This window comes from Actinomadura sp. RB99 (assembly GCF_014706005.1).
In the GTDB taxonomy this organism is placed as follows: Bacteria; Actinomycetota; Actinomycetes; order Streptosporangiales; family Streptosporangiaceae; genus Spirillospora.
Genome location: NZ_JABMCA010000033.1, coordinates 1 through 24261 on the forward strand (window position 1 = coordinate 1; position 24261 = coordinate 24261).

Annotated in this window: 26 protein-coding genes; 13 read left to right on the forward strand and 13 right to left on the reverse strand. The window is 73.8% G+C overall.

The window, feature by feature from the left end:
* Positions 1-92 precede the first annotated feature (92 nt).
* From amrb99_RS26645 to fdxA, 6 genes are all read right to left on the reverse strand, one after another.
* Positions 93-518, reverse strand: a complete 426-nt coding sequence (locus amrb99_RS26645; RefSeq protein ID WP_190860943.1) for a DUF350 domain-containing protein — start codon at positions 516-518, stop codon at positions 93-95.
* A gap of 10 nt (positions 519-528) precedes the next feature.
* A complete protein-coding gene (locus tag amrb99_RS26650; RefSeq protein WP_190860945.1) occupies positions 529-963 on the reverse strand; it encodes a DUF4247 domain-containing protein in 435 nt (144 codons plus the stop codon).
* On the reverse strand, positions 960-1550 hold the full coding sequence (locus tag amrb99_RS26655) for a DUF2617 family protein (protein ID WP_190860947.1): 591 nt from the start codon (positions 1548-1550) through the stop codon (positions 960-962). Before amrb99_RS26655 ends, amrb99_RS26650 begins: the two co-directional genes overlap by 4 nt.
* Entirely contained in the window at positions 1551-2183 is a 633-nt protein-coding gene (locus tag amrb99_RS26660; RefSeq protein WP_190860949.1) for a DUF4178 domain-containing protein, read from the reverse strand.
* Between the two features lie 183 nt (positions 2184-2366).
* Complete coding sequence (gene dapC, locus amrb99_RS26665; protein WP_190860951.1) at positions 2367-3452, reverse strand: succinyldiaminopimelate transaminase; 1086 nt, start codon at positions 3450-3452, stop codon at positions 2367-2369.
* A gap of 168 nt (positions 3453-3620) precedes the next feature.
* Positions 3621-3947, reverse strand: a complete 327-nt coding sequence (gene fdxA / locus amrb99_RS26670) for a ferredoxin (protein ID WP_190860953.1) — start codon at positions 3945-3947, stop codon at positions 3621-3623.
* 217 nt (positions 3948-4164) lie between these two features.
* Here fdxA and amrb99_RS53310 point away from each other — a divergent pair, with 217 nt between their 5' ends.
* The gene (locus amrb99_RS53310) at positions 4165-4308 is read left to right on the forward strand and encodes a hypothetical protein (protein WP_347256873.1); all 144 of its coding nucleotides are present in this window, start codon (positions 4165-4167) and stop codon (positions 4306-4308) included.
* 52 nt (positions 4309-4360) lie between these two features.
* On the opposite strand, the gene amrb99_RS26680 is transcribed toward amrb99_RS53310, so the two are convergent.
* A complete protein-coding gene (locus tag amrb99_RS26680; protein WP_347256874.1) occupies positions 4361-5266 on the reverse strand; it encodes a polysaccharide deacetylase family protein in 906 nt (301 codons plus the stop codon).
* Between the two features lie 286 nt (positions 5267-5552).
* Between amrb99_RS26680 and amrb99_RS26685 the strand changes: the two genes are divergently transcribed.
* On the forward strand, positions 5553-6206 hold the full coding sequence (locus tag amrb99_RS26685; protein WP_190860959.1) for an RNA polymerase sigma factor: 654 nt from the start codon (positions 5553-5555) through the stop codon (positions 6204-6206).
* Positions 6203-7204: a CU044_5270 family protein gene (locus amrb99_RS26690; protein WP_190860961.1), complete on the forward strand. Its 1002-nt coding sequence runs from the start codon at positions 6203-6205 to the stop codon at positions 7202-7204. Before amrb99_RS26685 ends, amrb99_RS26690 begins: the two co-directional genes overlap by 4 nt.
* A gap of 61 nt (positions 7205-7265) precedes the next feature.
* Here the strand turns inward: amrb99_RS26690 and amrb99_RS26695 are convergent, their stop codons facing one another.
* Positions 7266-8138 (reverse strand): enoyl-CoA hydratase-related protein, encoded by an 873-nt coding sequence (locus tag amrb99_RS26695; protein ID WP_190860962.1) that lies wholly within the window; start codon positions 8136-8138, stop codon positions 7266-7268.
* 64 nt (positions 8139-8202) lie between these two features.
* Positions 8203-8547, reverse strand: a complete 345-nt coding sequence (locus amrb99_RS26700; RefSeq protein ID WP_190860964.1) for a hypothetical protein — start codon at positions 8545-8547, stop codon at positions 8203-8205.
* Positions 8548-8662: 115 nt separating this feature from the next.
* Here amrb99_RS26700 and amrb99_RS26705 point away from each other — a divergent pair, with 115 nt between their 5' ends.
* Both amrb99_RS26705 and amrb99_RS26710 read left to right on the forward strand, forming a co-directional pair.
* Entirely contained in the window at positions 8663-9592 is a 930-nt protein-coding gene (locus tag amrb99_RS26705) for a methyltransferase domain-containing protein (protein ID WP_347256875.1), read from the forward strand.
* A gap of 66 nt (positions 9593-9658) precedes the next feature.
* Positions 9659-10354, forward strand: a complete 696-nt coding sequence (locus amrb99_RS26710; RefSeq protein ID WP_190860968.1) for a hypothetical protein — start codon at positions 9659-9661, stop codon at positions 10352-10354.
* A gap of 71 nt (positions 10355-10425) precedes the next feature.
* On the opposite strand, the gene amrb99_RS26715 is transcribed toward amrb99_RS26710, so the two are convergent.
* Positions 10426-12330, reverse strand: a complete 1905-nt coding sequence (locus amrb99_RS26715; protein ID WP_347256876.1) for a TNT domain-containing protein — start codon at positions 12328-12330, stop codon at positions 10426-10428.
* Between the two features lie 154 nt (positions 12331-12484).
* Between amrb99_RS26715 and amrb99_RS53315 the strand changes: the two genes are divergently transcribed.
* Entirely contained in the window at positions 12485-13663 is a 1179-nt protein-coding gene (locus tag amrb99_RS53315; protein WP_190860970.1) for an alpha/beta fold hydrolase, read from the forward strand.
* Here the strand turns inward: amrb99_RS53315 and amrb99_RS26725 are convergent.
* Complete coding sequence (locus tag amrb99_RS26725; protein WP_190860972.1) at positions 13647-14603, reverse strand: zinc-binding dehydrogenase; 957 nt, start codon at positions 14601-14603, stop codon at positions 13647-13649. The two genes, amrb99_RS53315 and amrb99_RS26725, sit on opposite strands and share 17 nt — an antisense overlap.
* A gap of 154 nt (positions 14604-14757) precedes the next feature.
* Here amrb99_RS26725 and amrb99_RS26730 point away from each other — a divergent pair, with 154 nt between their 5' ends.
* The 6 genes from amrb99_RS26730 to amrb99_RS26755 all read left to right on the forward strand — a co-directional run bounded on the left by amrb99_RS26730 (position 14758) and on the right by amrb99_RS26755 (position 22261).
* Complete coding sequence (locus amrb99_RS26730; RefSeq protein WP_190860974.1) at positions 14758-15351, forward strand: hypothetical protein; 594 nt, start codon at positions 14758-14760, stop codon at positions 15349-15351.
* 23 nt (positions 15352-15374) lie between these two features.
* Positions 15375-16160, forward strand: a complete 786-nt coding sequence (locus amrb99_RS26735; protein WP_190860976.1) for a hypothetical protein — start codon at positions 15375-15377, stop codon at positions 16158-16160.
* Positions 16157-17914, forward strand: a complete 1758-nt coding sequence (locus tag amrb99_RS26740; protein WP_190860978.1) for a serine/threonine-protein kinase — start codon at positions 16157-16159, stop codon at positions 17912-17914. Before amrb99_RS26735 ends, amrb99_RS26740 begins: the two co-directional genes overlap by 4 nt.
* 120 nt (positions 17915-18034) lie before the next feature.
* Positions 18035-19510, forward strand: a complete 1476-nt coding sequence (locus amrb99_RS26745) for a hypothetical protein (RefSeq protein ID WP_190860980.1) — start codon at positions 18035-18037, stop codon at positions 19508-19510.
* Positions 19511-19594: 84 nt separating this feature from the next.
* Entirely contained in the window at positions 19595-21454 is a 1860-nt protein-coding gene (locus amrb99_RS26750) for an endonuclease/exonuclease/phosphatase family protein (RefSeq protein ID WP_190860982.1), read from the forward strand.
* Between the two features lie 48 nt (positions 21455-21502).
* Complete coding sequence (locus amrb99_RS26755) at positions 21503-22261, forward strand: translation initiation factor IF-2 (protein WP_190860984.1); 759 nt, start codon at positions 21503-21505, stop codon at positions 22259-22261.
* On the opposite strand, the gene amrb99_RS26760 is transcribed toward amrb99_RS26755, so the two are convergent.
* The gene (locus amrb99_RS26760) at positions 22258-22803 is read right to left on the reverse strand and encodes a PadR family transcriptional regulator (RefSeq protein WP_190860986.1); all 546 of its coding nucleotides are present in this window, start codon (positions 22801-22803) and stop codon (positions 22258-22260) included. The genes amrb99_RS26755 and amrb99_RS26760 overlap by 4 nt on opposite strands.
* Positions 22804-22888: 85 nt before the next feature.
* Between amrb99_RS26760 and amrb99_RS26765 the strand changes: the two genes are divergently transcribed.
* Positions 22889-23881 (forward strand): alpha/beta hydrolase, encoded by a 993-nt coding sequence (locus amrb99_RS26765; RefSeq protein ID WP_190860988.1) that lies wholly within the window; start codon positions 22889-22891, stop codon positions 23879-23881.
* Here amrb99_RS26765 and amrb99_RS26770 read toward each other — a convergent pair.
* Positions 23876-24217, reverse strand: coding sequence for an MmcQ/YjbR family DNA-binding protein (locus tag amrb99_RS26770; protein ID WP_190860990.1), 342 nt, complete (start codon positions 24215-24217; stop codon positions 23876-23878). The genes amrb99_RS26765 and amrb99_RS26770 overlap by 6 nt on opposite strands.
* Positions 24218-24261: the final 44 nt, after the last annotated feature.

Below are 24261 nucleotides of genomic sequence, written 5' to 3' on the forward strand. Positions count from 1 at the left end.
GGCGGGCGCGCCGACGGCGCCGGCGGCCGGCGCGGCCGGCGCGTCCGGGGCGGCGGCCGGCGGCGGGGCCGTCCGGTCGAGGTCGCGGGAGGTCAGGAGACCGCCCCGGCCACGATCGCGGCGACGGCGATGTCGGCGGCGGCGACCACCCAGCCCGCCGGATGGATCGCCTCGCCGTTGACCAGCGTCGCACCCAGCTTGCCCGGCGTGATCATGTCGAGGAAGTAGAACGCCACCACCATCAGCACGATGCCGATCGCGCCGTACACGGCGGTGTCGACCAGGCCGTTGCTCAGGTCGTTGTCGCTGGTGACGATCGCGGTGGTGACGATCGCGCCGATGCCGAGGAGCTTCTCGCCGAGCAGCAGGGCGGCGCCCCGGTTGCCCTCGGTCCAGATCTGGTGGCCGAGGCGGCCGGGCGTCGTCACCTCCACCACCAGGTAGCCGATCGCCATCAGCGCGATGCCGACCGCGCCGTAGGCGAAGGTCGCGCCGATGTCATGAGCCATGTCATTCATCCGTTGCTCCTCATTTGCCCGACCCTGGACCGCCGCCGCGGAAGGACGCGATGCCGTGCTTGTTCCAGCCGCCACTGCCGGGCGCGCTCCAGCGGTGGCCGACATGGGAGTAGTAGCGGTTGTAGCCGCCGGACGGCTTGTCGAGGGTGATGTGGCTGCCGCCGCCGTACGGCGTCACCCCGACGACCAGCTTCGGGTAGCGCAGGAACACCCCGCCGCCGTTGCCGTACGTCGCGAGGTCGTCGACGCGGTCGATCGCCTTGAACTTGCGGTTGATCGCCGACGCGACCGTCCGCGGGGACTGCGACGACTGGAAGGTGTTGTAGCCGATCTTGTGGTACTTCTTGGCCAGCCACGACGACTGCGAGTCGCCGCAGCCGCCGAGCGCCACGGCCAGCAGGACGGCGGCCGCCCCGCCGGCCGCGGCCCGGTGCGTGCTGTTCATGTAGGTCTCACCAACCGGCTCCGCGTCATCACGATCTCCCGGGTCTGGGGGTAGGCGTGCCAGGTGCGCCAGCCGATCCCGGCCCGCTGTTCGGTGTTCTCCGCGCCCGTCCCGCCGCCGGCGGCCGCGCCGTCCGGGCGCATGTCCAGGGCGTCCAGGGCCGCGCCGTCCAGGGCCGCGCCGTCCAGGGCGAGGGCGGTGACGGCGTACCGCGAACCGGGGAAGGCGCCGGTCAGGGCGTCGCCGCGGTCGGCGAGCCGCGCGCAGATCCCTTCGACGGCCCGGCCGAACGCCGCGTCGTCGGGGTGCACGGCCGTCGTCGCGGTGAACGCGTAGGACCAGCCCGGCAGCGTCGTCGCGGCGCTGCCCGGCAGCGGCTCGGCATCGGTCCCCGGCAGGCACGCCACGGTCTCGCTGAGCGGCCCGGCGATCACCTGGTGGGACGCGCCGAGCAGGCGCAGCTGGACGGTCAGCCCGCCGCGCTCCACCGGCAGGACGGCGAGCGCGTCCAGCGGCGGCAGGCCGAGCGCGTACGACAGCCCGTCGGCGCGCGCGTCCTGGTAGGGGGTGTCGAGGACGGTCAGCATTCAGCCGCTGCCCGGGTAGATGGTCATGGTGCCGGCGGGCACGCGCTCGCCGAGCCCGGCCTCCCACTGGCCGCCGCCGTACTGCTCGAACGACAGGTAGCGGCCGCCCGGCCCCTCGTAGTCGACGTACTCGACGCGGCCGCGGACGCCGACCCCGGTCGTCCCCTCGCTGGTGTAGTCGGCGGTGCCGTGCTCGTCGCGGCGGTACTCGACGCCCTCGACGGTGACCGTCCGGTCGCCGGGGCGCAGGTCGCCGATCTCGTACTCGGTCCAGAAGACGACCTCGAGGTCCGGGTCCTCCTCCACCGACAGCCACACCTTCTGGCCCTCGATGGTGTCGGCGTCCAGGAGGTGCTCCGACCAGGTGAAGCCGCCCTCGCGCAGCCGCAGCGAGCCGCGCACGAAGTAGCGGGTGCCGAGGTACTCGACCATGTCGCCGGCCTTCAGCGTGCGGGGGTCGCCGGCGACGCTCTGCTCGGGCGCGAACGGGTCGTGCGGCACCGCCGGAGCGGGCGGCGGGGACGACCGGCGCCGGCTCAGCACCACGACGAGCACGACCACCGCGACCACCACCGCCACCGCGGCGACGATCAGCGCTATCGCGAGCACCAGCTCGGGACCACCCACGGACATCCCTCCATCGACGCGCCCGGAAAAGCGGGCGGAGACCTGCGGATCCTACCGATTGTGGCGGTCCACGCCCATACCGCGATCAGACGCAAAGGAGAAAGATCCGGTTTCATGTGGAAAACCCGGATCCGCGAGGGCGGATCCGGGTTCCGGTCGTACGTGGTCTCCGGGCTTGCGGAGGCGGGGTCAGAGGCGGGCGGCGGCCGCGGCGACGCGCTCGTCCGTGGCGGTGAACGCGATGCGGACGTGCCGGGCGCCGGCCGTCCCGTAGAACTCGCCGGGGCCGACGAGGATGCCGAGCGACGCCAGGTGCCCGACGGTCTCCCAGCACGGCTCGTCGCGCGTCGCCCACAGGTACAGCGACGCCTCGGAGTGGTCGATGCGGAACCCGTGCCGCTCGAACGCGGCGCGCAGGCCGGCGCGGCGCCGCGCGTACCGGGCGCGCTGCTCGTCGGCGTGCCCGTCGTCGTCGAACGCCGCGACCATCGCCGCCTGCACCGGCGCCGGGACGATCATCCCCGCGTGCTTGCGGACCTCCAGCAGCCGCTTCACGATCGCGAGGTCGCCGGTGACGAACCCGGCGCGGTAGCCCGCCATGTTCGACCGCTTGGACAGCGAGTTCACCGCGAGCAGGCCCTCGTGGGAGCCGCCGCACACGTCCGGGTGCAGGACCGAGACGGGCGGGCGCTCCTCGTCCCAGCCGAACTCCAGGTAGCACTCGTCGCTGACCACGATCGCGCCGCGCTCGCGCGCCCACGCGACGACCTTGCGCAGGTGCTCGGCGGGCAGCACCTTCCCCGTCGGGTTGGACGGCGAGTTCACCCACACGATCTTCGGCCGGACCGGGCCGAGCTTCAGCAGGCCGTCCGTCGCGACGGGCTCCGCGCCCGCCAGCCGGGCGCCCACGTCGTAGGTCGGGTACGCCAGCTCGGGGAAGACGACCTTGTCGCCGGGGCCGGCGCCGAGCAGCGTCGGCAGCCACGCCACCAGCTCCTTGGTGCCGATGACGGGCAGCACCGCGGCCGGGTCGGCGCCGGTCACGCCCGCGCGGCGCCGCAGCCAGCCGGCGACCGACTCGCGCAGCTCGGGCGTGCCGTAGGTGGCGGGGTAGCCGGGCGCGTCGGACGCCTCGGCGAGCGCCTTGCGGACGGCGTCGGGCGTCGGGTCCACGGGCGTGCCCACGGACAGGTCGACGATGCCGTCCGGATGCTCGGCCGCGCGCTTCTTGTACGGCTCCAGCCGGTCCCACGGAAAGTCCGGCAGCGTGAACAAGACCCAGCCCTCCTCGCCGGGACGCGCGGGCGCCCCGAATCAGCAGGGCCGTGGCCTCCCGCGGAATGCGCGGTAGACCACGGCCCGGATGCGTTGAACCGCAATGACCGTCGCCGGGACGCTCCCGAAAGGTCGCGACCCGCCGCACCGGCCGGTTTCAGCCCGTTATCAGTCGTCCTGGCTCTGCGGGGGCAGCGCCGCGACGATCGGGTGGTCCTTGTCGATCTTGCCCACCTTGGAGGCGCCGCCGGGCGAGCCCAGGTCGTCGAAGAACTCCACGTTCACCTTGTAGAAGTCCTTCCACTGGTCGGGGACGTCGTCCTCGTAGTAGATGGCCTCAACCGGGCAAACCGGCTCGCACGCACCGCAGTCGACGCACTCGTCCGGGTGGATGTAGAGCTGACGCTTCCCTTCGTAGATGCAGTCGACCGGGCACTCCTCGATGCATGCCTTGTCGAGCAGGTCCACGCAGGGCTGCGCAATGACGTAGGTCACGTCAGTGACTCCTCTCGGGTTTCCGGCCCCGCCGCACGTCACGGCTCACCGCAAGCTCGCTGTGAATAGTATGGCCACCACCGCGCAGTCGATTCGACATGGGGGTCCTCACATGTCTGGCCGCTTTGCCGCGCGCCTGGTGGTGTCCATCAGTAGCGCGGACGTGGGTCAGCGGGTCTCGCTGCGCCGTCGTCTGCCAACGGGAGAGTACAGCGACGTGGTCGGCGTACTCGAATCCTGGTCCGACAAGACGCTCCAGGTGCGCCGTCGCAACGGCGAGCTGGTCGAGGTGCCCGAGGAGATCGTGGTCGCGGGCAAGGTCGTCCCGCCCATGCCCCCGCCGAAGCGCCGCGGAGTCTGACGGCGTTCGCGCGAAGGCCGGCGCGACCGGGCCGGAGCGCCTCCCCGGAGCGTCAGTGGCCTTCGGCCTGCTGCTGCCCGGGGCCGGACTTGGACGGCGCGGGCCCGGACCTCGACGGTGCGGGGCCGGCGGGCGAGCCGGGAGGCGGCGGGCTGGCCGTGACGGGCGCCGGGGACGCGGTCTTGGGCGGCAGCAGCTCGGAGTAGGTCTGGCCGGGCTTCAGCTGCCGGTTCTGGAACAGCTCCGACACCGTGACGAACGTGAAGCCGCGCTTCTTCAGCCCCGCGATGACCGCCGGGATCGCCTTCACGCTCGGCTTGTGGATGTCGTGGAACAGGATGATGCCGCCGGCCTGCGGCTCCTTGATCCCGACCCGGGTGTCGCGGGCGGTGTTCAGGTAGCGCCAGTCCTCGGTGTCGACGCTCCACAGGATCAGCGGCATCCCGATGGTCTGCCCGACGCGCTTGTTCGTCGCGCCGTACGGCGGGCGCATGATGGTCGGCTTGATCCCGCCGGACGCCTTGGTGATCGCGTCCTGGGTGCGCTGGATCTGCGTCTTGACGGCGGGCGGCGACATCGCGGTGAGCTGCGGATGGTTCCAGCTGTGGTCGCCGATCTCGTGCCCCTCCATCACCTCGCGGCGCACGGCGGCCGGGAACGCGGCGACGTTCTGCCCGATGAGGAAGAACGTGGCGCGCACGCCCTCCTTCTTCAGCACGTCGAGCAGCCCGTTCGTGTACGGGCCCGGACCGTCGTCGAACGTCAGCGCGACGCACTTGGTCCGGTCGCAGTCGATCTTCCGCTGGGCCGGCGGCTGCTGCGGGTGCGGCGCCGTCCGCGCCTTCTTCCCGGCCGCGACCTGGTGGCCGGCCGTCCGCGCCTGCCGCTTCTCCGCGTGGCCGCATCCCGAGACGAGCAGGAGACCGGCCGCGATGATGGCGAATGTCCTGATCCGCACCACGCACCCCCGTAACGTGTTGCCTCGGGCCGCTTCTTACCCTGCGCCTCACTCGCAACACACGTCACCAAGGTCCGGATTACCAAGATCGTCCTTGGGGCGCGACGGGGGGACGCAGCCCCATGATGCAGCCGGTACCGGCCCCCCGCGCCACCCCCGGTGAGAGAAGTGTCGCCCTCCGGTTCCACCGCCCTCCCCGGCGGCCGTGAACTCCCGCCGCCCCTGCGGGTGATGACGGGTGACCGTGCGGCGTCCCGCACGGACCCACCGCAGAGGACGGAGCCGTATGACCGTCAGTCCACGCGCACCGGCGCCGCCGGACGGCACCACGCCACCGGACACCACCACGCCGCCGGCCGGCTTCACGCCGCCGGAGGACGACGCGCGCCTCATCGAGCGGTCCGGGCGGCACCCCGAGGCGTTCGCGGCCCTGTACGACCGGCACGCGCCCTCCATCCACCGGTACGTCGCGCGCAGGCTCGGCGAGCAGGCCGCCGACGACGTCGTGGCCGAGACGTTCCTGGCCGCGTTCCGCCGCCGCGACCGCTACGACCCGGGGCGCCCCGACGCGCGGCCGTGGCTGTACGGGATCGCGGCGAACCTCATCGGCAAGCACCGCAGGGCGGAGACGCGGATGCTGCGGGCGCTGGCCCGCACCGGCGCCGACCCGGTGACCGACGCCATGGACCGGGTGGACGCGCGGGTGAGCGCGGCGGCCGCCTCCCGGCCGCTCGCCGGCGCGCTGGCCGGCCTGCCGCGGGGCGACCGGGACGTGCTGCTGCTCGTCGCGTGGGCGGACCTGTCCTACGACCAGGTCGCCGAGGCGCTGTCGATCCCCGTCGGGACGGTGCGGTCCCGGCTGCACCGAGCGCGGCGGAAGGTGCGGGAGGCGCTCGGAGGGACCGATCCGACGAACGTGCAGGAAGGGACGGGCGAATGAACGACCTCGAAGAACTGGGCGCGTTCCGCGCGCAGGTGCCCGAACCGGGGCCCGAGCGGCTGGCGACCGGCCGCGACCGGCTCGTCCGTGAGGCCCGCGGCCGGCGCCGCGTGCTCGTCGCGGCATGGCGGGCGGGGCTGGCGGCCGGGGTCGCCGCAGCCGCTGCGGCGGCCGTCGCGGCGGTCGCCCTGGACGGCACGGACTCCGCGTCGCCGCCGGTCGCCGCGCGTCCGGTGAGCGCGACGCGGATCCTGGAACGCGCCGCGGAGACCGTCGCGGGCCGCCCCGACCGGCGCCCGGCGCCGCACCAGTGGGTCTACACCAGGACGTATCAGGCGGGCATGGAGGGCGCTCCGTCCGCCATGCGGCACCTGGAGAGCTGGGTCCGCTTCGACGGCCGCGAGACCGCCCGGTACGACGCCGGGCCGGGCAGGAAGCCGCGGCTGGTCGTCTCGCGGACGGTCCGGGACGGCGACGCCGAGGAGCGCTCGCCCGCGCAGTGGTACGACTACCTGCGCGCGCTGCCGGACGACCCGGCCGCGCTGCTGGCGAAAATCGACCAGCGCGCTGCGTCCTACAACGCCGAGAACGGCGGGCGGCTCTACACCGGCGAGGACGGCCGGGACCAGTGGGTGTTCGGCCGGCTCGCGGACTTCCTCGGGCAGGGGCCGTCCACGCCGGACTCGCGGCGCGCCGCCGTCTTCCGTGCGCTGGCCCGCATCCCGGGCGTGCAGGTGAAGGAGGGGACGAGGGACGCGCTCGGACGTCCCGGCACCACCGTCTCCCGTACCGGCCGGGATGGGGAGCGGCTGGAGTTCGTGCTGGCCCTCGGGACGTACGACTACCTCGGGCGGCGGATCGTCCAGGCCGAGGAGCAGCGCCTTCCGAAGCTCCCCGGAAAGCGGGGCGGCCCCGAGATCATCCGTGCCGGAACCGTCATGAACGAGCAGGCGGTCGAGGTGTCCGCGATCGTCGACGGCGCGGGGCGGCGGCCCTGACGCGCGGCGCGCCGCCCTCGCGGACCGCGGACGGCAGGCGGGGGCGGCGCGCAGGGCGGTGCTAGCGGACGGGCCAGTCGGGGACGTTCGCCGGCAGGTCCTTGCTGACGCGCATGGGGAACGCGGCGGGACGCTTCTCCAGGAACGAGGTGACGCCCTCGACGGCGTCGGCGCCCCCGCCCAGCTCGGCCATCAGGCGGGAGTCGGCGGCGTGCGCGTCCCAGGGGGACGGCGCCGACAGGCCCGACCACATGAGGCGCCGGATCGTCGCCACGGACACCGCCGAGGTGTTGTCGGCGATCTCGCGGGCGAGCGCGTACGCGGCCGGGAGCAGCTCGTCCGGCGCGTACACGCGGGACACGAGGCGGCCGTCCAGGGCCTCCCGCGCGTCGAACACGCGGCCGGTCGCGGCCCACTCCATCGCCTGCGCGATGCCGACCAGGCGCGGCAGGAACCAGCTCGACGCGGCCTCGGTGACGATGCCCCGCCGCGCGAACACGAACCCGAACTTGGCCTTCTCGCTGGCCAGCCGGACGTCCATCGGCAGCGTCATCGTGACGCCGACGCCGACCGCGGCGCCGTTGAACGCGCCGATGACCGGCTTGAGGCAGCGGGCGATGCGCAGCGCGACCGTGCCGCCGCCGTCGCGCGGGGTGCCGTCCTCCAGCACGTCGTCCTCGCCGGCGAACATGTCCTTCGACTTCTCCTTGTCGAAGGTGCCACCACCGCCGCTGAGGTCGGCGCCCGCGCAGAACGCCCGGCCCGCGCCCGTCACCACGACGGCGCGGACGTCGTCGTCGGCGTCGATGCGGTCGAAGACGTCGAGCATCTCGTTGCGCATCGTGAAGGTGTAGGCGTTCATCTTGTCGGGGCGGTTCAGGGTGACCGTGGCGATCCCGTCCTGAACCTCGTACTCGATCTCGGCGTAGGCCACGTGCGTCCCCTTCTCGCGCCGGCGGATTTCCGAATGCGATTCTAGGAAGTCCGGCGGGGGCGCGTCAGACCCGGGCGGCCGGAAACATGCGCAGGACCACGTCGCGGCGCCACTCGTCCAGGCCGCCCTCGTGACCGGCGGGCGGCAGCAGCGTGACCGCGCCGTCCTCCTCCGGCCGCAGCCGGACCGTCACGTCCGGCGCGAGCGCCAGCTCCGCCGGACGGCCGCCGGAGGCGGCGAGCACGCGCGCCGCCTCGCCGAGGACGCGCGCCCAGCCCTGCCCGAGGTAGGGCGGCAGGCCGTCCGCACGCAGCTCCGGCAGCCCGCGCTCGCCGAGCCCGGCGGTGCGCAGGGCGAGGCCGTCCGGCCGCTCGGCGCCGACGATCCGCACGACATCGGGCTTGTCCATGGCCCGGACGATACGGGACGGGCGCTCGTGACGCGGGTCACCCGGAGGGCCTGAGCGGGGGGAACCGCGCACCCGCCGATCACATGTCCGATAAATTACGACAGTGAATTGGGCCGTGACGTACGACTCCGCCTTCGGGTACGTCTCCGCGCACGGCGCGCCCCTGGTCGACCTGCTCGACCCGCAGCCAGGCGAACGGATCATCGACCTCGGCTGCGGCACCGGCGCGTTCAGCGCGGAGATCGCCGCCCGGGGGGCCGAGGTGCTGGGCATCGACGGGAACCCCGACATGGTCGCCCAGGCCAGCGCGCTGAACCCGGGCATCTCCTTCATGCTGGGCGACGCGCACACCTTCACCATCACCGACGCCTGCGACGCCGTCGCCTCCAACGCCGCGCTGCACTGGATGACCCGCGACCCCGACGCGGTGATCGCGCAGGTGCACGCGGCGCTGCGGCCCGGCGGCCGGTTCGTCGGCGAGCTCGGCGGCGAGGGCAACTGCGCCGAGCTGGTCGCCGCCATGCAGACCGCCTGGCGCGTCTTCGGCCTCGGCGAGCCCGAGCTGCCCTGGTACTTCCCGAGCCCGGCCGAGTACGCGACGAAGCTGGAGGAGGCCGGCTTCACGCTGCGGCTGCTGGAGCACGCCGAGCGGCCGAGCCAGATGACCGAGGGGCCGAACGGCGCCGCCGACTGGGTCCGCGCCTACGCCGCCGGGGCCCTCGCCGACGTCCCGCCGGAGCTGGTCGAGCCGCTGCTCAGCCGGGTGAACGACCTGGCCGCGCCGGCGCTGCGCCGCGAGTCGGGCTGGGTCGCCGACTACGTGCGGCTGCGGTTCGCGGCCGTCCGCAAGCCGGACGCCCCGCCGATGCCCGAGCCTCCGCCCGTCCCGCCGAACCCGTCGGCCGCCTCCGCGCCCGAGCCCGCGCCGCCCGCTCCCGGCCCCGCTCCAGGGCCTGTGCCAGGGCCTGTGCCAGGGGCTGCACCAGGGCCGGTGCCGGGGCCCGCGCCCGCCCCTGCGGGGGCGCCGGACGGGTCCGCCCGCTGACCGGCGGCCCGGTCGACCGGGGGCCGGAAGGCGGGCGGTTCGGGCGGGTTGCTTAGGGTTGGGGGCATGCGCCTCTACGACCATCGCACCGGGCAGGCCGAAGAGGTCCCGCCGGGGCGGGTCCTGCGCGTCCAGGTCCTCGAAGGGGCCGGGCACCGCGCCCTCGTGGTCGCCGACCTGCTGCGGCGGGTCGCCGAACGCGCCGGGCGCGGGGTCCCGGTGGCGTGCTCGCCGGACCTGTCCGTCCACGACCGCGACTGGACGGACTACAACATCGCGCCGTTCGAGCTCCTCAGCTGGGACGCGCCGCCGCCGGAGGCCGACCTCTACATCGCCTCCTCGACGAACGTCGACGTCGCCGGGCACTGGGTGCTCGTCCCGCACGAGACCGGCGACTGGTACTCGGTCATGGCGAACGCGTCCATGGACCCCCTCGCGGCGCGGCTGGCGATGCTGGAGGCGCCGTACCGCGACCCGCTCGTACTGACGGCGACCCGGTTCATGACCGCCGCCGCGCGGCTGGACGCGTGGCGGAACCTCGTCGCGGGGTGGGCGCGCAGCCCGGGGCGCCCGATGGACCGCGACTACGCCCGCAAGGCGGAGCGCGCGCTCGGCAACGACCTGGACAGCCCGGCCGCACTGGCCGTCCTCGACGAGATCGCCGCGGACCCGGACGTCCCGCCGGGCGCGAAGCTGGAGACGTTCATCCACCTCGACCTGACGCTGGCCTTGGGCCTGGTCTCCGCCATCGGCGCCGCCTAGCCGAGCCGTACACCGGCACCGTCGCAGACCGGCCCGCCGTACACCGGAACCGCCGCACACCGGCACCGCCCTCAGTCGTGCACCTCCAGGAGGGTGCCGTCGGCGAGGAGGTAGGCGATCGAGCGTTCGAACACGTACGCCGTCCCGCCACCGGGCTGCTCGAACCACGGCACCGCGGTTCCGGTAAGGGCCTGCAAGGGGCGCAGTAGCCGGTACACGTGGTACTCGCGTTCCTGCCAGTCTGCGGGCAGCGAGCGTTGTGGGAACGGTGTGCGCGCGGCGTAGGCGGTGTTCCCGCCGTGGCCTCCGTAGCGGTCCACCTCGGTTCCTGCGGAAAGCTCGGTGATCTGACGGTCGCGCAGGAGAGAGAGCGGCGGCTCCCCCTTCAACGGCTGGATCTTCGGAATCTCGATGGTCTGCTGCTGCGGCACCACCATGAGCAGGCTGCCGAGGAGATACGCGGCGGCCTGTTCCCCGTCGTCGAAAGCGGCCTGCCGGGTCCTTTCACCATGGTCGAGGTGGAAGACCGTCCAGCCCGCCTTCTCCTGGACGAGGCACCACGCCCCGTCCTCCTCGCCGCGGAGCCGGTAGCGCGCACGATCGACCTGGAGGGCGTCCAGACGGTTCTGGAGGAGGGCGAGCCACTGCTCCGGCTCGGGCTCCGTCCGGATGCCGCGCGGCACGGTGCGCCCCATCGCGGCGGCGCTCGCCGCGTCCATCGCGTCGTCGCCGACGGCCGGGACCGCGAACCGGCGCGCGCGGATGTGCGCGACCAGGTCCGGCTCCGGCGGGACGCCGTGCTCGCGCAGGTAGTAGCCGACCGCCCCCGACCACACCCACGCGCCGTCGGTGTGGAAGGTGAGCGGGACGCGCTCGCCGCGCGCCGGATCGAGCAGGTCGGGTGCGCTCGACCGGGCCGCCATGACGGTCGGCGCGTCCTCCAGGTACCGGACGACCCGCTCGGCCTCCTCCGGCGGGACGGGCGGGCGCGACACCTCGGGCGGGCCGCCGTCCGTCCCGGCCCGGTCGAACACGCGGGCCTTCCGCACCGGACTCTCGAACCGCGTCGGCTGCGGGGGCGCGACCGGCGCGGGGCCCAGGCGCCGCGTCATCCACTCCGGGACGTCCCGGCGCGGGAGCCGCTCCAGCTCGCGCCGGACGTCGTCCGCGGACGGCTCGGAAGCCCAGCGGGGCTCCTCGTCATAGGTGAAGCTCGCGCGGCACCGCACGTCGCCGTCCCCGTACACGACCTCGACGTCGATCCGGGACCAGGTGGCGCCCTGGAACGCGTGGGTCCCGGCGCGCAGCCGGTCGAGCAGCCCGGCCGCGGCGCCGGGCGGCGCCCAGGACGCGGTCGTCCCGTCCGCCTTCCGCACCGTCATCGGCGGGAACTCCACATGCCCGCCGACCGCCTGGTAGTGGCCGGAGATCCGCTCCCAGAACGGCGGCGCGTGGTCGGCGACCAGCACCGTGAACGGGCCCGCCAGCAGCTCCGTCTGCTCGACGGGGTCCAGCGGCGCCGGGACGGGCCGCTCGGCGGGCTCGGCCGGTTCCCGGCCCTCCAGCCGGTCGCGCAGCCAGCCCGGGACGTTCGCGCCGTCGCGCGGCATCACGATCTGGTCGCGCCGCCACGCCTCCACGGGCGCGGGCGGGTCCCACCCCGGGTCGAACGCGTCGTTGTAGAGGAACAGCGACGCGGCGGGCTCGACGATCGCGAGCATCGAGAACCAGGTGCCCTGCTCCGACAGGTAGTGCGCGCGCCGCAGCTCCACCAGCAGGGCCGACAGCTCGTCCGGGACGACCTCGGCGGGCACCACCGCGTTCTCGCCGGTCAGCATCGTCAGGGTCACGTCGCTCGCCACCACGGTCGCCGCGCACCGCAGGTCGATGCGGCGCCAGCGCGGCGGCGCGGTCTGCCGCGCGAACCGGACGATCCGCTCCTCGATCTCCGCGATCCGCTCGCTCTGCCCCGTCACCCGCGCGTCCCCTCATGTGATCCCGATGGAACCTGAGCGGCAGGTTAACCGCACGGATCGGTCCATTGCGGCGGGACCCGGCGTCACGGACGCTCGGGTGCATGGCCGTCGAGGCGCCCGGAGTCCCCTGGGACGTGGGCTAACGTCCTATGTCGTGTCCACCGATGCCCCCGAATCGGCGGCCCCCGCGCCGCCCGGCCGGCCGGCCGCCGCGCGGCGCCGCCGCCGCGCCCGTGTCCTGATGGCGACGATCACCGCGGTCGCCGTACTGCTGTGCGCGGCGGTCGGCGGCGTCGGCTGGTACTTCGCGGGCGTCGCCACCGAGGTCGACCACTCCGCCGAGTACCCGTTCACCATCGAGGACGTCTCGGACGGCACCGTCACGCTCCCCCGCGAGCCCGAGACGGAGCGCCCCGGCACGTGGGCGCTCGTCTGGAAGCACGGCGGCCGCGCCCTGCTCGGCCCCGTCGTGGGCGGCGGCGAGGACCACGTCGTCCGGAAGGTGCTGTCGGTCTCCCACGGGACGCCCGTCAAGGGCGCCGCGGCCGGCATCGACCACTGGGTGTACTCCGGTGACCCGCGATCGGCGCTCGGGCTCGACTTCAAGGACGTCACCTACCCGACCGAGCTCGGCGCCATGCCCGCGTGGCTGCTGCCCGGGTCGTCCCCCAAGAACACCTGGGTCATCGCCGTGCACGGCCGCAACGCCGACAAGGCCGAGACGTTCCGCGCCATGCGGACCGTCCAGGGCCTCGGCCTGCCCATGCTGTCGATCGCGTACCGCAACGACGTCGGGGCGCCGAAGTCCCGCGACCACAAGAACCACCTGGGCGACACCGAATGGAAGGACGTCGAGTCCGCCGTCTCGTACGCGCGCGCGAACGGCGCCACCGGCGTCGTCCTGTACGGATGGTCGATGGGCGGCGCGATGGTGATGACGGCGCTGCGGCACGCCCCGTCGTTCGTCCGCGGCGTCGTCCTCGACTCCCCCGTCATGGACTGGAACGCGACCCTCGACAAGCAGGGCGACGCCCGCCACCTGCCGGCGTTCGTCACCAGCGTCGCCAAGACCGTCCTCGAACGGCGCATCGGCATCGACCTGAAGGACTACGACCAGCGCCGCTACGCCCCCAAGCTGCGCACGCCGACCCTGCTGTTCACCACCGCCGACGACGCCACCGTCGCCAACGGCCCCGCGTTCACCTTCGCCCGCACGGCGCCGCCCGGCATGGTCACGCACATCGCGGCGCAGGGCGACCACACCGAGGCGTGGAACGTCGACCCGTCCGCCTACGAGACCGCCCTGCGCCTCTTCCTCACGAAGGTCCGCTGACCACCAGCAGCGTCTTCCCCGTGGTCGCGCGGGACTGGATCGCGGCGTGCGCGTCCGCCGCGTTCTGGAGCGGGAACCGCTGCCCGATCACCGGGCGCAGCCGTCCGGCCGCCGCCTCCCGCAACGCGCTCCGCGCCGCGTCGCGGATCTCCTGCGGCGACGGCTTCGGCTGGACGAGCGCGACCTGCCGCGCCTGCGCCGCCTCCTCCGGGACGCCGGCCCACTCGCCGCTCGCCAGCCCGAAGCTGACCATCCGGCCGCCCGCGCGGAGCAGCGTGAACGCCTCCCGCCCCACGTCCCCGCCGACACCGTCGAACACCACGTCCACCGGGCCCACACCCTCGCTCCAGCCCGGCTCCCGGTAGTCGACCGCCTCGTCCGCGCCGAGCCGCAGCGCCGTCTCCGTCTTGTGCGGCCCCCCGGCCGCCGCGACCACCACCGCGCCCTCCGCCTTCGCGAGCTGGACGAGCAGCGTCCCGACCCCGCCCGCCGCCGCCTCCACCAGCACCCGCTCCCCCTTCGCCGGACGCGCCGCCCGCATCATCAGCGTCGCCGTCCGCCCATCGGCCAGCAGCGCGACCGCCTCGTCCAGCGGCAGCCCGTCCGGCACCTCGAACAGGCCCTCCGCGTCCGCCACCGCCAGCTCCGCGTACCCGCCGCTGCCCTTCAGGCTGCTCACGACCCGCCGCCCGACCAGCCTCGGATCGGCCCCCGGACCCACCGCCGCCACCGTCCCGCCGACACCGTTGCCCGGGACCATCGGGAGCTGCGGCGCGAACGGCTGCGGCCCGTTCCCGGCCCGCATCTGCGTCTCCACGAAGGTGACATTCGCGTACTCAACCGCGACGAGCACCTGCCCGTCGCCGGGCACCGGATCCGGCGCCTCCCCCGGCACCAGCACCTCCGGACCACCGAACTCCCTCAGCCACACCGCACGCACAGCGCCCCTCCGTTCACGATTCCTCCCTCCAGCATGCAACCTCAACCAAGATCGAGGTCAACGCCCCGCAACGAATCCCTTTTCTCGCCACACCCATCTCTGTAAGCTTTCGCGCGTATTCCGCCCCGTTGTCGGCTGCCGCTCAGGGATGGCGATGCGCGCCCGGTTGGTCCGTTCCTCCCCGCCACGGCTCCAGCGCGCCGCGATTCCGCTCGCCGCCGCCGTCCCGCTCGCGCTCCTCACCGGCTGCGGCGCGTCCCACCCGTCGTCCGGCGCCCTCAGCCCCGAAGGCACCTTCGACACCGGCGGCACCGCCCCCGCCACCACCGCGCCCGTCCCGTCCGCTGTGCCGACCGCGCAGCTCTACAAGACGGTCATCGAGCGCTACCGCGCCTACCAGGCCGCCTACAAGCAGGCCTACGCCACCAACGACCCCAGCGGCCTCCCCGCCGTCGCCATGGACCCCCTCCTCGCCCAGCTCACCAAGGACATCGAGTCCACCAAGGCCAAGGGCGAGATCTGGCGGTTCACGAACACGCTCAACCCGCGCGTCTACGCCCAGTCGAAGGACGGCACCAAGGTCTACGTGCTCGACTGCGTGAAGACCCTCGCCGGCTACCGCTACTCCGCCAGGACGGGCAAGCGGACGGGCGGCGGGCCGGGCGGCGCCTACGTCTACAGGACGACCGTCCAGTACGACTCGGGTACCTGGAAGGTCGCCGCGACCACCCGGGACCGCTCATGCTGACCTCCCGCAGTGAAGGACACGCGATGTCCGTCCACACCCTCGCCGGCCGCCGCACGCTCGCCGGCGCCGTCGCGATGACGGTTCTGCTCGCCCCGTTCCTCGCCGCATCTCCCGCTCATGCGGGCGGTTGCGATGATCCCGGCCAGCTGAGTTGCGGAATCACCGTCCACGAGCCCGGCTCGCCGGGTGGCGGGGGCGGATCGGGCGGAGGGTCCGGTGGCGGTGACGGCGGCCCGGTGGTGGCGCCCGACCCGGTCGGCCTGAACCCCAACCAGGGGGCGGGGTTCGTCCAGGTTCCCGGGAACCAGGCTCCGCTGCAGCCCGCGGCGCCTGCCACGGCCGATCTCCTGGCATCCGCGATGGACACGGCGGAGTTCCCCGTGCCCAAGGTCTACACGGCTCCCAAGGGCAAGACCTTCGTGCGCTTGAAGACCGCTCTCTGGGTGGACGGCTTCAAGGTCGTGAAGACCGAGCCGATCACGGTAGGAGCCCAGACGGTGCAGGCGGTCGCGACGCCGGTGTCCGTCACCTGGAACCTGGGGAAGCCCGAGGGCCAGGACGCGATCAGCCTGACGTGCGACAACGCGGGCAGCGAAGACGGCAAGACCTGCAGCTACACGTACCAGCGATCCTCCGCCTCGCAGCCGGGCGGCGCCTATGAGATCACCGCCACCATCACCTGGAACGTCCACTGGACCTGCGAGGGCGCCGACTGCGACAGCGCGGGCGGCGACCTTCCGCCCCACCCGGTGCCGTCCCCGGCAACGCCGCTGGTCGTCGGCGAGATCCAGACCACCACGAGCCAGTGACGGACCAGCCGCCCGGCTGGGAGGTACCCGGCTACGTCCGGCTGGAAGAACTGGGCTCGGGGGCGCAGGGCACGGTCGTCCTCGCGCGGCACCAGACGGGCGGCCCCGCGGTAGCGATCAAGTACCTGGCTCCCGGACTGCTGGGCGACACCGTCGCGCGGGGGACCTTCCGCGGCGAGGCCGAACTGCTTAGGCGCGTGGTCGATCCGCATGTGGCGCGGTTGTTCTACTACGTCGAATCGCCGCAGGGAGCCGCGATCGTCCTCGAAGCGGTCCCCGGACGGTCGCTGCGGCGGGTATTGGACGAACGCGGTGAGCCTCTCTCACCGGAAGCCGGGCTGGCGATGCTGAAGGGCTCGCTGCTCGGTTTGGCGGCGGCACATGCGGTGGGTGTCGTCCACCGCGACTACAAGCCGGCGAACGTGCTCGTCCAGGACGACGGCCAGAGCAAGCTGATCGACTTCGGCATCGCCGTCCTGTCCGGTCAGGGGGACCGGGCCGGAACGCCCGCGTACATGGCACCCGAACAGTGGGCAGGGGAACCCGCCACTCCGGCCACGGACCTTTACGCGGCGACCTGCGTCTTCGTGGAATGCGTCACCGGCGAGAAGCCCTTCCAGGGCACGACCATGGAAGCGCTCCGAGCCCAGCACACCAGTGCGCCGGCTCCTCTGGAGCAGGTGCCCGAGGCACTGCGACCGCTCGTTGAGCATGGCCTGGCCAAGAATCCCGCGGAGCGCATGTGGAACGCGCATGAGTTCGTCAGCGAACTCGAGGCGCTCGCCGTCCGGGAGTACGGGCCGGATTGGGAGCGGCGAGGGGTCATCGCGCTCGGCGCCGTCGCAGCGGCGGTGGGAGCCGCGATCCCGCTCGCCGTGCTCGGTGGCGGGCTGCTCGCTCAGGGCGCCTCCTCCACCGGCGTGGGCGCGATGGCCTCCGGAGCGGCCGGGCACGCCGCGGCCGGGTACATGCAGAGCGCCGCCTCAGCGGACTTCGCGGCCAAGGCCGGCGCCTCGACGTCCAAGGGCGTGCTCACCAAGATCGGTGGAACGAAAGGCGCGGCGACCATCGCCGGGGTAGGGGTCGGGGGAGCCATCGCGGCTTGGGTGCTCTGGCCCGCCGGGCCCGAGGTCGGGGGCGTGAGCCACGGTGGCATCCACGCGTACTGGACGCACCCCGGGGTCCTCACGGGGCAGCCGTACATGCCGGCCTCCGAGACTCCGTACATGGATCTCACCCTCACCGTCAGGCCGGCGCGGATGAAGGCCGGCACCACACTCCGCCTCGTGGAACAGTTCCGCGCCCGCAGTCCGTCAGGCGGCAAATACCTTCCCAACGGCCGGCGGCAATGTTTCGGCGAGAAGACGAAACGCAGCGATGTCACCGGAAATTACAGTTTCGGGTGGCATAGCGACAACCCTTCGACCGACGGATACGTCCTCTACTTCTACAGAATCCCACCGGCGAGCCGGCACGAATTGCCCACCGGAACCGGTGCCGTACCGATTCCGGCGAAGAGCAGGATGACCGCGAGGGCGGAACCCTACGTCCCCGCCGAGTGCTCGTTCCTCAGCCGGTGGACCCAGACCTTCACGCTCAAGGTGCCGAGGAAGGACGTCCTCGCGCCTGGGAGGTACCTGGTCACGCCGATCGGCCCGATGCGGATCACCGGTACGAGGGCCGGGGTGTCGCAGGAGGCGATGGGGACGGTCAACGAAGGGTCCGCACCCGTGATCCAAGTGCTGGACGGGTGATCGGGCGGGCCCGGCTTCAGGGGGCGGGCTTCGGGGCGGGGACGCGGGTCGATGATCGTTGTGGTGGCTCGCGGGACAGGCGCTATCGTGGCGCGGACGTCCACAGTTAGGGTCCCGGTGTTGCTCTCCCCTGTTCTCGGCCGCCTCAGGTTCGGGCCGGTGCGCGCCGCGGTGGCGGGCAACCGGTCGTTCTCGGTGCTGCTGCTGGCGGGGATCGTGCTGCGCGTGTTCGTGGTGCTGGGGTTCCCGCCGGCGCTGTGGTTCAACGACAGTTTCGACTTCCTGCGGATCGCGGACGGCCCGTTCCCGCATCCGCTGCGGCCGTCCGGTTACGGGCTGTTCCTGTGGGGGCTGAAGCCGTTCCACAGCCTGGCGCTGGTGACGGCGGTCCAGCATGCGGCGATCGTGGGGATCGCGGTCGTCGGGTACGCGGCGCTGGTCCGGAACTTCGGGGTCCGGCGGTGGGTCGCGGCGCTGGCGGTGGCGCCGCTGCTGCTGGACGCCTACCAGGCGGAGCTGGAGCATCTCGTCCTGTCGGACACGGTGTTCACCGTGCTGATCCTCGGGGCGATGCTGCTGCTGGCGCGGCCGGGTGGGGCCGGGTGGCGGCGGGCCGGGCTGGTGGGGGCGCTGCTGGGAGTGGCGGCGGTCACCCGGACGGTGGGGGTTCCGCTGTTCGTGATCGCGCTGCTGTACCTGCTGCTGAGGCGGGTGCGGTGGACGTCGTTCGCGGCGCTGGCGGCGGCGTTCGTGCTGCCGCTGGGCGGGTACGCGGTGTGGTTCCACTCCGACTACGGCCGGTTCGGGATGACCGGGGTGGACGGGATCTTCCTGTGGGGGCGGACGTCGACGTTCGCGGACTGCGACAGGCACAGGCCGCCGGCGGACCTGGCGCATCTGTGCCCGTACGGGTCGCCGGACGAGCGCCCCGCGGCGTCGCACCAGATCTGGGTGGAGAACTCGCCGACGGGCTGGACGAACGGGAAGCCGTTCGACGAGAGGACCAACGAGCAGGCGCAGGAATTCGCGCTGTGGGCGATCCGGACGCAGCCGCTCGATTATGCGAAGGCCGTTTCCTACGACTTCTTCGTGCGGACGTTCTCGTGGAAGCGGCACCGTTATCCGACCGTCGGGACGGAGGCGCGGTATCACTTCCCGACGCGGCCCTGGGCGCAGGGGGAGAAGCCGCTGCCGTTGATCGGCGGCGGTGACCGGGTCTCGGTGGTCCGGGAGTACGGGCACGGGTCGGGGCGGACGCATATCGTCGATCCGTTCGCGGGCTGGCTGCGCGCGTACCAGAAGCAGGTGTTCGTGCGCGGGACGATGCTCGGCGCGGTGCTGCTGGCGGGGCTCGCGGGGCTGCTGCTGCGGCGGCGCGGGCGGCGGCGGGAGATCGCGCTGCTGTGGGTGACGTCGGTGACGCTGCTGGCGATCCCGCCGGTCACGGTGGACTTCGACTACCGGTACATGCTGCCCGCGGTGCCGTTCGCGTGCTTCGCGGCGGCGCTGGCGTGGGGGCGGCGGAAGGCCCCGGACGGGCCGGGGGCGACGCGGGCGGAGTCGGAGGAGGCGGAGGTCCAGCCGGCCAAGGCCTGACGGCCGCACGAAGATCGTCGCGGGTATTGCGCCCGCACCGGGCTATACGTGAGACTCCTTCACATTCTTGCTGAGGGAGGCCCCGTGGCGCGCATCCGGTTCGACGTGCTGTTCGGCGTCCTGGTCCTGGCCGACGTGCTGCGGGTCTTCCTGCCGTCGCTGATCACGCTGGTCGGCAGCGCGGGCGAGACGCCGGCCGAGGTGATGGGCGCGTACGCGCTGTCGTGGTTCGTCGCCGCGTTCCTCACGGTGCCGCTGGCGCGGCTGGTCCCGGCGCGGCGGCTGGCGCTCGGCGGCGGCGCGGCGCTGATCGTCGCGCGAATCGCGCTGCAGGCCACCGACGGCGGCGACCCGCAGCTCTACACCGCGAGCATCGGGCTGCTCGCCGGGCTGGTCTGGCTGGTCGCCACCGCGATGACCGCGCGGGACACGGCGCCCGCGATGACGGGTTTCGTGGCGGGCCTGGCGGTGGCGACGGCGCTGCAGGCGGCGATCGAGGGCATCGACCTCGTGTGGCGGGCGGGCGTCGTGCCGTGGATCCCGCTGCTGGTCTACCTCGCGCTGTTCGCGGTCGCGCTGGCGCGGCACCGGGAGGCGGACGGGGAGCCGGCGGCGCCCCGGGTGTGGCTGGGCGCCGGGCTGTCCGTGCTGCTCTGGGGCGTCTACACGGGCAACCCGGGGCACGCGCAGGCGAGCGCGGGCTGGTCCGGCGGGGTCGCGGCGGCGCTGATCGCCGCGGTGGCGGTGCTGTCGGTGGCGGTGGCGGCGCGCCCGCGGTTCTGGACGCGGCACCCGCTCGTCCCGGCGGCCGGGCTCGTGCTGTCGGCGCTGGGGTTCGCGGCGGGACGGGCGACGGTCGACGGCGTGCACGGCGTCTCGCCGGGCTGGACGGTCGGCGCGCAGGTCCTCGGGCAGCTCGGGCTTGCGGGCTGCCTCGGCTGGGCGGCGCGCGTCCCCGGCCCGGACCGTCCCGGCCGGCGCGGGACGGCGATGGCGGGCGGCTGGCTGCTGTTCGTCGTGCTGATGTTCGCCTACTACTCCGCCTACGACCTGGGCACGCCGAACCGCTGGGTGCCGGTCGTGACCGCGCTCGGGACGGCGGCGCTGGCCGTCCGGGCGCCCCGCGCCGCGGAACCGCGCGGGGTCGGCGTGTGGGCGGCGGGCACGGCGCTGGTCGCCGTCGTCGCGGTCGCGGTGGTCCCGCTGTGGCGGGACACCGGGCCGAAGTGGCGGCCGGTGGACGACGGCGGGCTGCGGCTCGCCGCGTACAACCTGCGGATGGGCTACGGCCTGGACGGCACGATGACCGTCACCGACCAGGCGAACGCGCTCCGCGGGCTGCGTCCGCACATCGTGGTGCTCAGCGAGGTGGACCGGGCGTGGATGCTGAACGGCGGCCGCGACTCGCTCCGGCTGATCGCCGAGCGGCTCGGGCTCCGCGCGGTCTGGGCGCCCGCCGGCGACGAGGTGTGGGGCGACGCGGTGCTCACCGACCTGCCGGTCACGTCCGTCCGGAGCACGCCGCTGGTGAAGGGCGGCCCGACCGGCGCGGAGGCGCTGCGCGTGGGGGTGCGGTGGAAGGGCCGCGACCTCACGGTGATCGCGACGCACACGCAGCCGCCGGACGGCTGGACGGACCTCGGGCAGGCCGAGCAGCTCGCCCGGCTGGCCCGGGAGGCGGCGCGCGGCGGCCGGCAGGTCGTGATGGCGGGCGACATGAACCTGGAGCCCGGCAGCGCGCCGTGGCGGGTCCTGCTCGGGGCGGGGCTGACCGACGCGCTCGCCGCGGCGCGGCCGTTCGCGACGTTCCCCGCCGCGCCGCGTCCCGTCCAGCAGATCGACCAGGTGCTCGTCACGCCGGGGCTGACCGGGCGCGACCAGGTCAACGAGCCGGTGGCCTACTCCGACCACCGCCCGATCGCGGTCACCCTCGACGTGAAATGAGTACCTGAGCGGATGCCGCCGCGTCCGCCGGGCCACGAGCATGAGCGCATGCGCCGACTCGTGATCGTCCTGCCCGCCGCCGCCCTCGCCTTGGCGGGCTGCGGCGGGGCGCCGTTCCCCGCGTCCGGCGCCAGTGCCGAGGACAGGGCGGTGGAGGGCGCGCGCGACGCCGCCGACAAGGCGGGCGACAGGCTCTACAGCTCGCGGGTCTGGCCGGCCCGGGACGTGGCGCACCGGGCCGCCGGCCTCGACGGCGTCGAGGTCATGAAGGTGACCGGCACGTCGACCGCGGGCAGGGGCATGCGGCTGGTCTTGCGCACCTCGGGCACCGGCTCGGCCTGGGGGGAGAGCGAGCCGGTGACGGTGACGCGCTGCTTCGAGCTGTCGTTCTCCACGACGACCGAATGGCACCGCTACGGGACGCGCGAGGTGGCCTGCCCGCCGGGCGCGCCGATGGCGTTCGAGCCCTGGCCGAAGACCCCGCGCATCCCGGACGAACGGCTGGCGAGGGCGCTGCCGCGCGTGCCGTCCGGCGGCACGGTGGACGAGGCGGAGGTCCGCGCGGCCGTCGCGTCCCTGCGCCTGGACCCGAAGATCGGCGTCGACGTCCGCAAGGAGGGGAACGTGGTCGGCGTGGCGCTGACCGCCCGTCCCCACCCCTACCTGGACGACGCGCCGGCCTGCACGCTCGCCCGCGTCGCGCCGGGCCGGACCAGCACGTGGACGCCGAGCCGGGCGCAGCGGATGCCGGGCGAGGGCGGCTGCGACGCGGGGAGCGCGATCCACCCGCAGCCGCCGCCGCACTAGAGGTCGAGGTCGTCGGGGTGCTCGGCGAGGTGCTCCCAGAACTCGACGTAGGCCCGCTCGTGCATGATGCCGAGCTTGAGGATGCGGGCCCGTGAGGTCAGCCTGACCTCGTCGGACGGGTCGAGGGCGGCGCGGCGCTCGCGGTAGTCCGCGAGCCAGCGGCGGTGCAGCGCGGCCTGCTCGCGGGCCAGCGCGACGACGTCCGCGGGGTCGCCGAGGTCGGCGAAGAACAGTTTCAGCTGCGCGGGGTCGCGGGTCTCGATCCGGGGGCCGCCGGGGTCGGCGAGCCAGCGGCGCAGCGCGGCGCGGCCGGCGTCGGTGAGGTGGAAGACGCGGCGGCGGCGCCCGCCCTCCTCGGTCTCCTCGCGGAGCAGCCCGTCCTCGGCGAGGCGGGCGGGGATGCGGTAGAGCTGCGCGTGCGGGATGGGCCAGAACGGCTCGACGCTCTCCTCGACGCGCGCCTTCAGCTCGTAGGGCGTCATCGGGCCGTGCCGGGCGATCAGCCCGAGCACCGCGCACGCCTGCACGCCGGGTTCCTCCATGCGCCCTCCCCTCGATCGCCGGCGCCTTGACACCGTCTCACCGAGACCATATCGTCCATACCATTGAGACGGTATCACTGAGACCATGGGAGACCGCATGGACGTCCACCCCGAACTCGCCGGGATCCTCGCCGGGATGGCGCCGAGGCCGGACGACCCGCTCGCCGACATCGAGGCGACGCGCGCCGGGTTCAAGGCGCTGATGGCCCCGCTGGCGCGGCCCGCCGACGGCACCGTCCTCATCGAGGAGACGACCGTCCCGGGGCCGGACGGCAACACGGTCCCCGTGCAGATCCTGCGGCCCGCCGGCGCCGCGCCCGGTCCGCTGCCCGCCGTCCTCTACATCCACGGCGGCGGGTTCAGCTACGGCGAGCTGGACGGCCCCAGCCCGATGGCCCGCGACGCCTGCACCGAGACGGGCTCGCTCGTCGTGAACGTCCACTACCGGCTGGTGCCGGAGCACCCGTTCCCCGCCGGGTTCGAGGACTGCTACGCCGTCCTGTGCTGGCTGGCCGCGAACGCCGCCCGCCTGGGCGCCGACCCGGCGCGGATCGCCGTGGCGGGCGCGTCGGCGGGCGGCTGCCTGTCCGCCGCGCTGTCCCTCGCGGCCCGCGACCGGGGCGGCCCCGCCCTCGCGTTCCAGACCCTGCTGATCCCCTGCCTGGACGACCGGCTCGACACCCCGTCCGCCCACCGGATCACCGACCCGCGCCTGACCAACCGCGCCAAGCTGCGCGCGATGTGGGACGCCTACCTCCCGCCCGGAGCCGTCTCCCCCTACGCCGCACCGGCGCGGGCCGGCGACCTGTCCGGCCTGCCGCCCGCCTACGTCCTGACCTGCGGGCTCGACCCGCTGCGCGACGAGGGCCTGGACTACGCGCGGCGGCTGATGGAGGCGGGCGTCCCGGTCGAGGTGAAGGACGTGCCGGGCGCGTGGCACCTGTTCGAGGCGTCCGCACCGGACACCGGCCTGGCGCGGCGCACCACCCGGCACTGGCTCGCGGCGCTCCGCACCGCGCTCGCGGCCCCGCTCGACACGCCGCTCGACACGCCGCTCGGCGCTTCGGTCACGTCATGAACCGAGGCGGGCGGCGGCGACCTTCTTCGGGACGACCATCCGCCACGCCTCCATGACCAGCTCGCGCATCTCGGGCTCGTCCAGCGCCGCCGTCCACGCCTCGACCCAGTTGAACCGAAGGTCAGACTCGCCGGGCAGCCGGAACCTGCCCGGTTCGGACGCGACCAGCGCCGCCCGCTCCTCCTTCGGGAACGCGAACCCCATCACCGTCTCGTCCCGCGAGAACGCCACGTAGACGATCGAGCCGACGCGGAACTTCACCCGGTCCCTGATGAGGTGCTCCGACGTGCGGGGCAGCGTCACCGCCAGCGCCCGCACCTGCCCGACCGTGATCACGTTGACCTCCCATGGCCATCGCCGGAAAAGTATCACCGACCCCC

Coding starts and splice junctions, on each gene's coding strand:
- amrb99_RS26655 (WP_190860947.1), bottom strand. CDS start 1,550: ATGCTGACCGTCCTCGACACCCCCTACCAGGACGCGCGCGCCGACGGG.
- amrb99_RS26685 (WP_190860959.1), top strand. CDS start 5,553: ATGACCGTCAGTCCACGCGCACCGGCGCCGCCGGACGGCACCACGCCA.
- amrb99_RS26660 (WP_190860949.1), bottom strand. CDS start 2,183: ATGTCCGTGGGTGGTCCCGAGCTGGTGCTCGCGATAGCGCTGATCGTC.
- amrb99_RS26765 (WP_190860988.1), top strand. CDS start 22,889: ATGGGAGACCGCATGGACGTCCACCCCGAACTCGCCGGGATCCTCGCC.
- amrb99_RS26650 (WP_190860945.1), bottom strand. CDS start 963: ATGAACAGCACGCACCGGGCCGCGGCCGGCGGGGCGGCCGCCGTCCTG.
- amrb99_RS26735 (WP_190860976.1), top strand. CDS start 15,375: ATGTCCGTCCACACCCTCGCCGGCCGCCGCACGCTCGCCGGCGCCGTC.
- amrb99_RS26730 (WP_190860974.1), top strand. CDS start 14,758: ATGCGCGCCCGGTTGGTCCGTTCCTCCCCGCCACGGCTCCAGCGCGCC.
- amrb99_RS26755 (WP_190860984.1), top strand. CDS start 21,503: ATGCGCCGACTCGTGATCGTCCTGCCCGCCGCCGCCCTCGCCTTGGCG.
- amrb99_RS26700 (WP_190860964.1), bottom strand. CDS start 8,547: ATGGACAAGCCCGATGTCGTGCGGATCGTCGGCGCCGAGCGGCCGGAC.
- amrb99_RS26645 (WP_190860943.1), bottom strand. CDS start 518: ATGAATGACATGGCTCATGACATCGGCGCGACCTTCGCCTACGGCGCG.
- amrb99_RS26710 (WP_190860968.1), top strand. CDS start 9,659: ATGCGCCTCTACGACCATCGCACCGGGCAGGCCGAAGAGGTCCCGCCG.
- amrb99_RS26760 (WP_190860986.1), bottom strand. CDS start 22,803: ATGGAGGAACCCGGCGTGCAGGCGTGCGCGGTGCTCGGGCTGATCGCC.
- amrb99_RS26690 (WP_190860961.1), top strand. CDS start 6,203: ATGAACGACCTCGAAGAACTGGGCGCGTTCCGCGCGCAGGTGCCCGAA.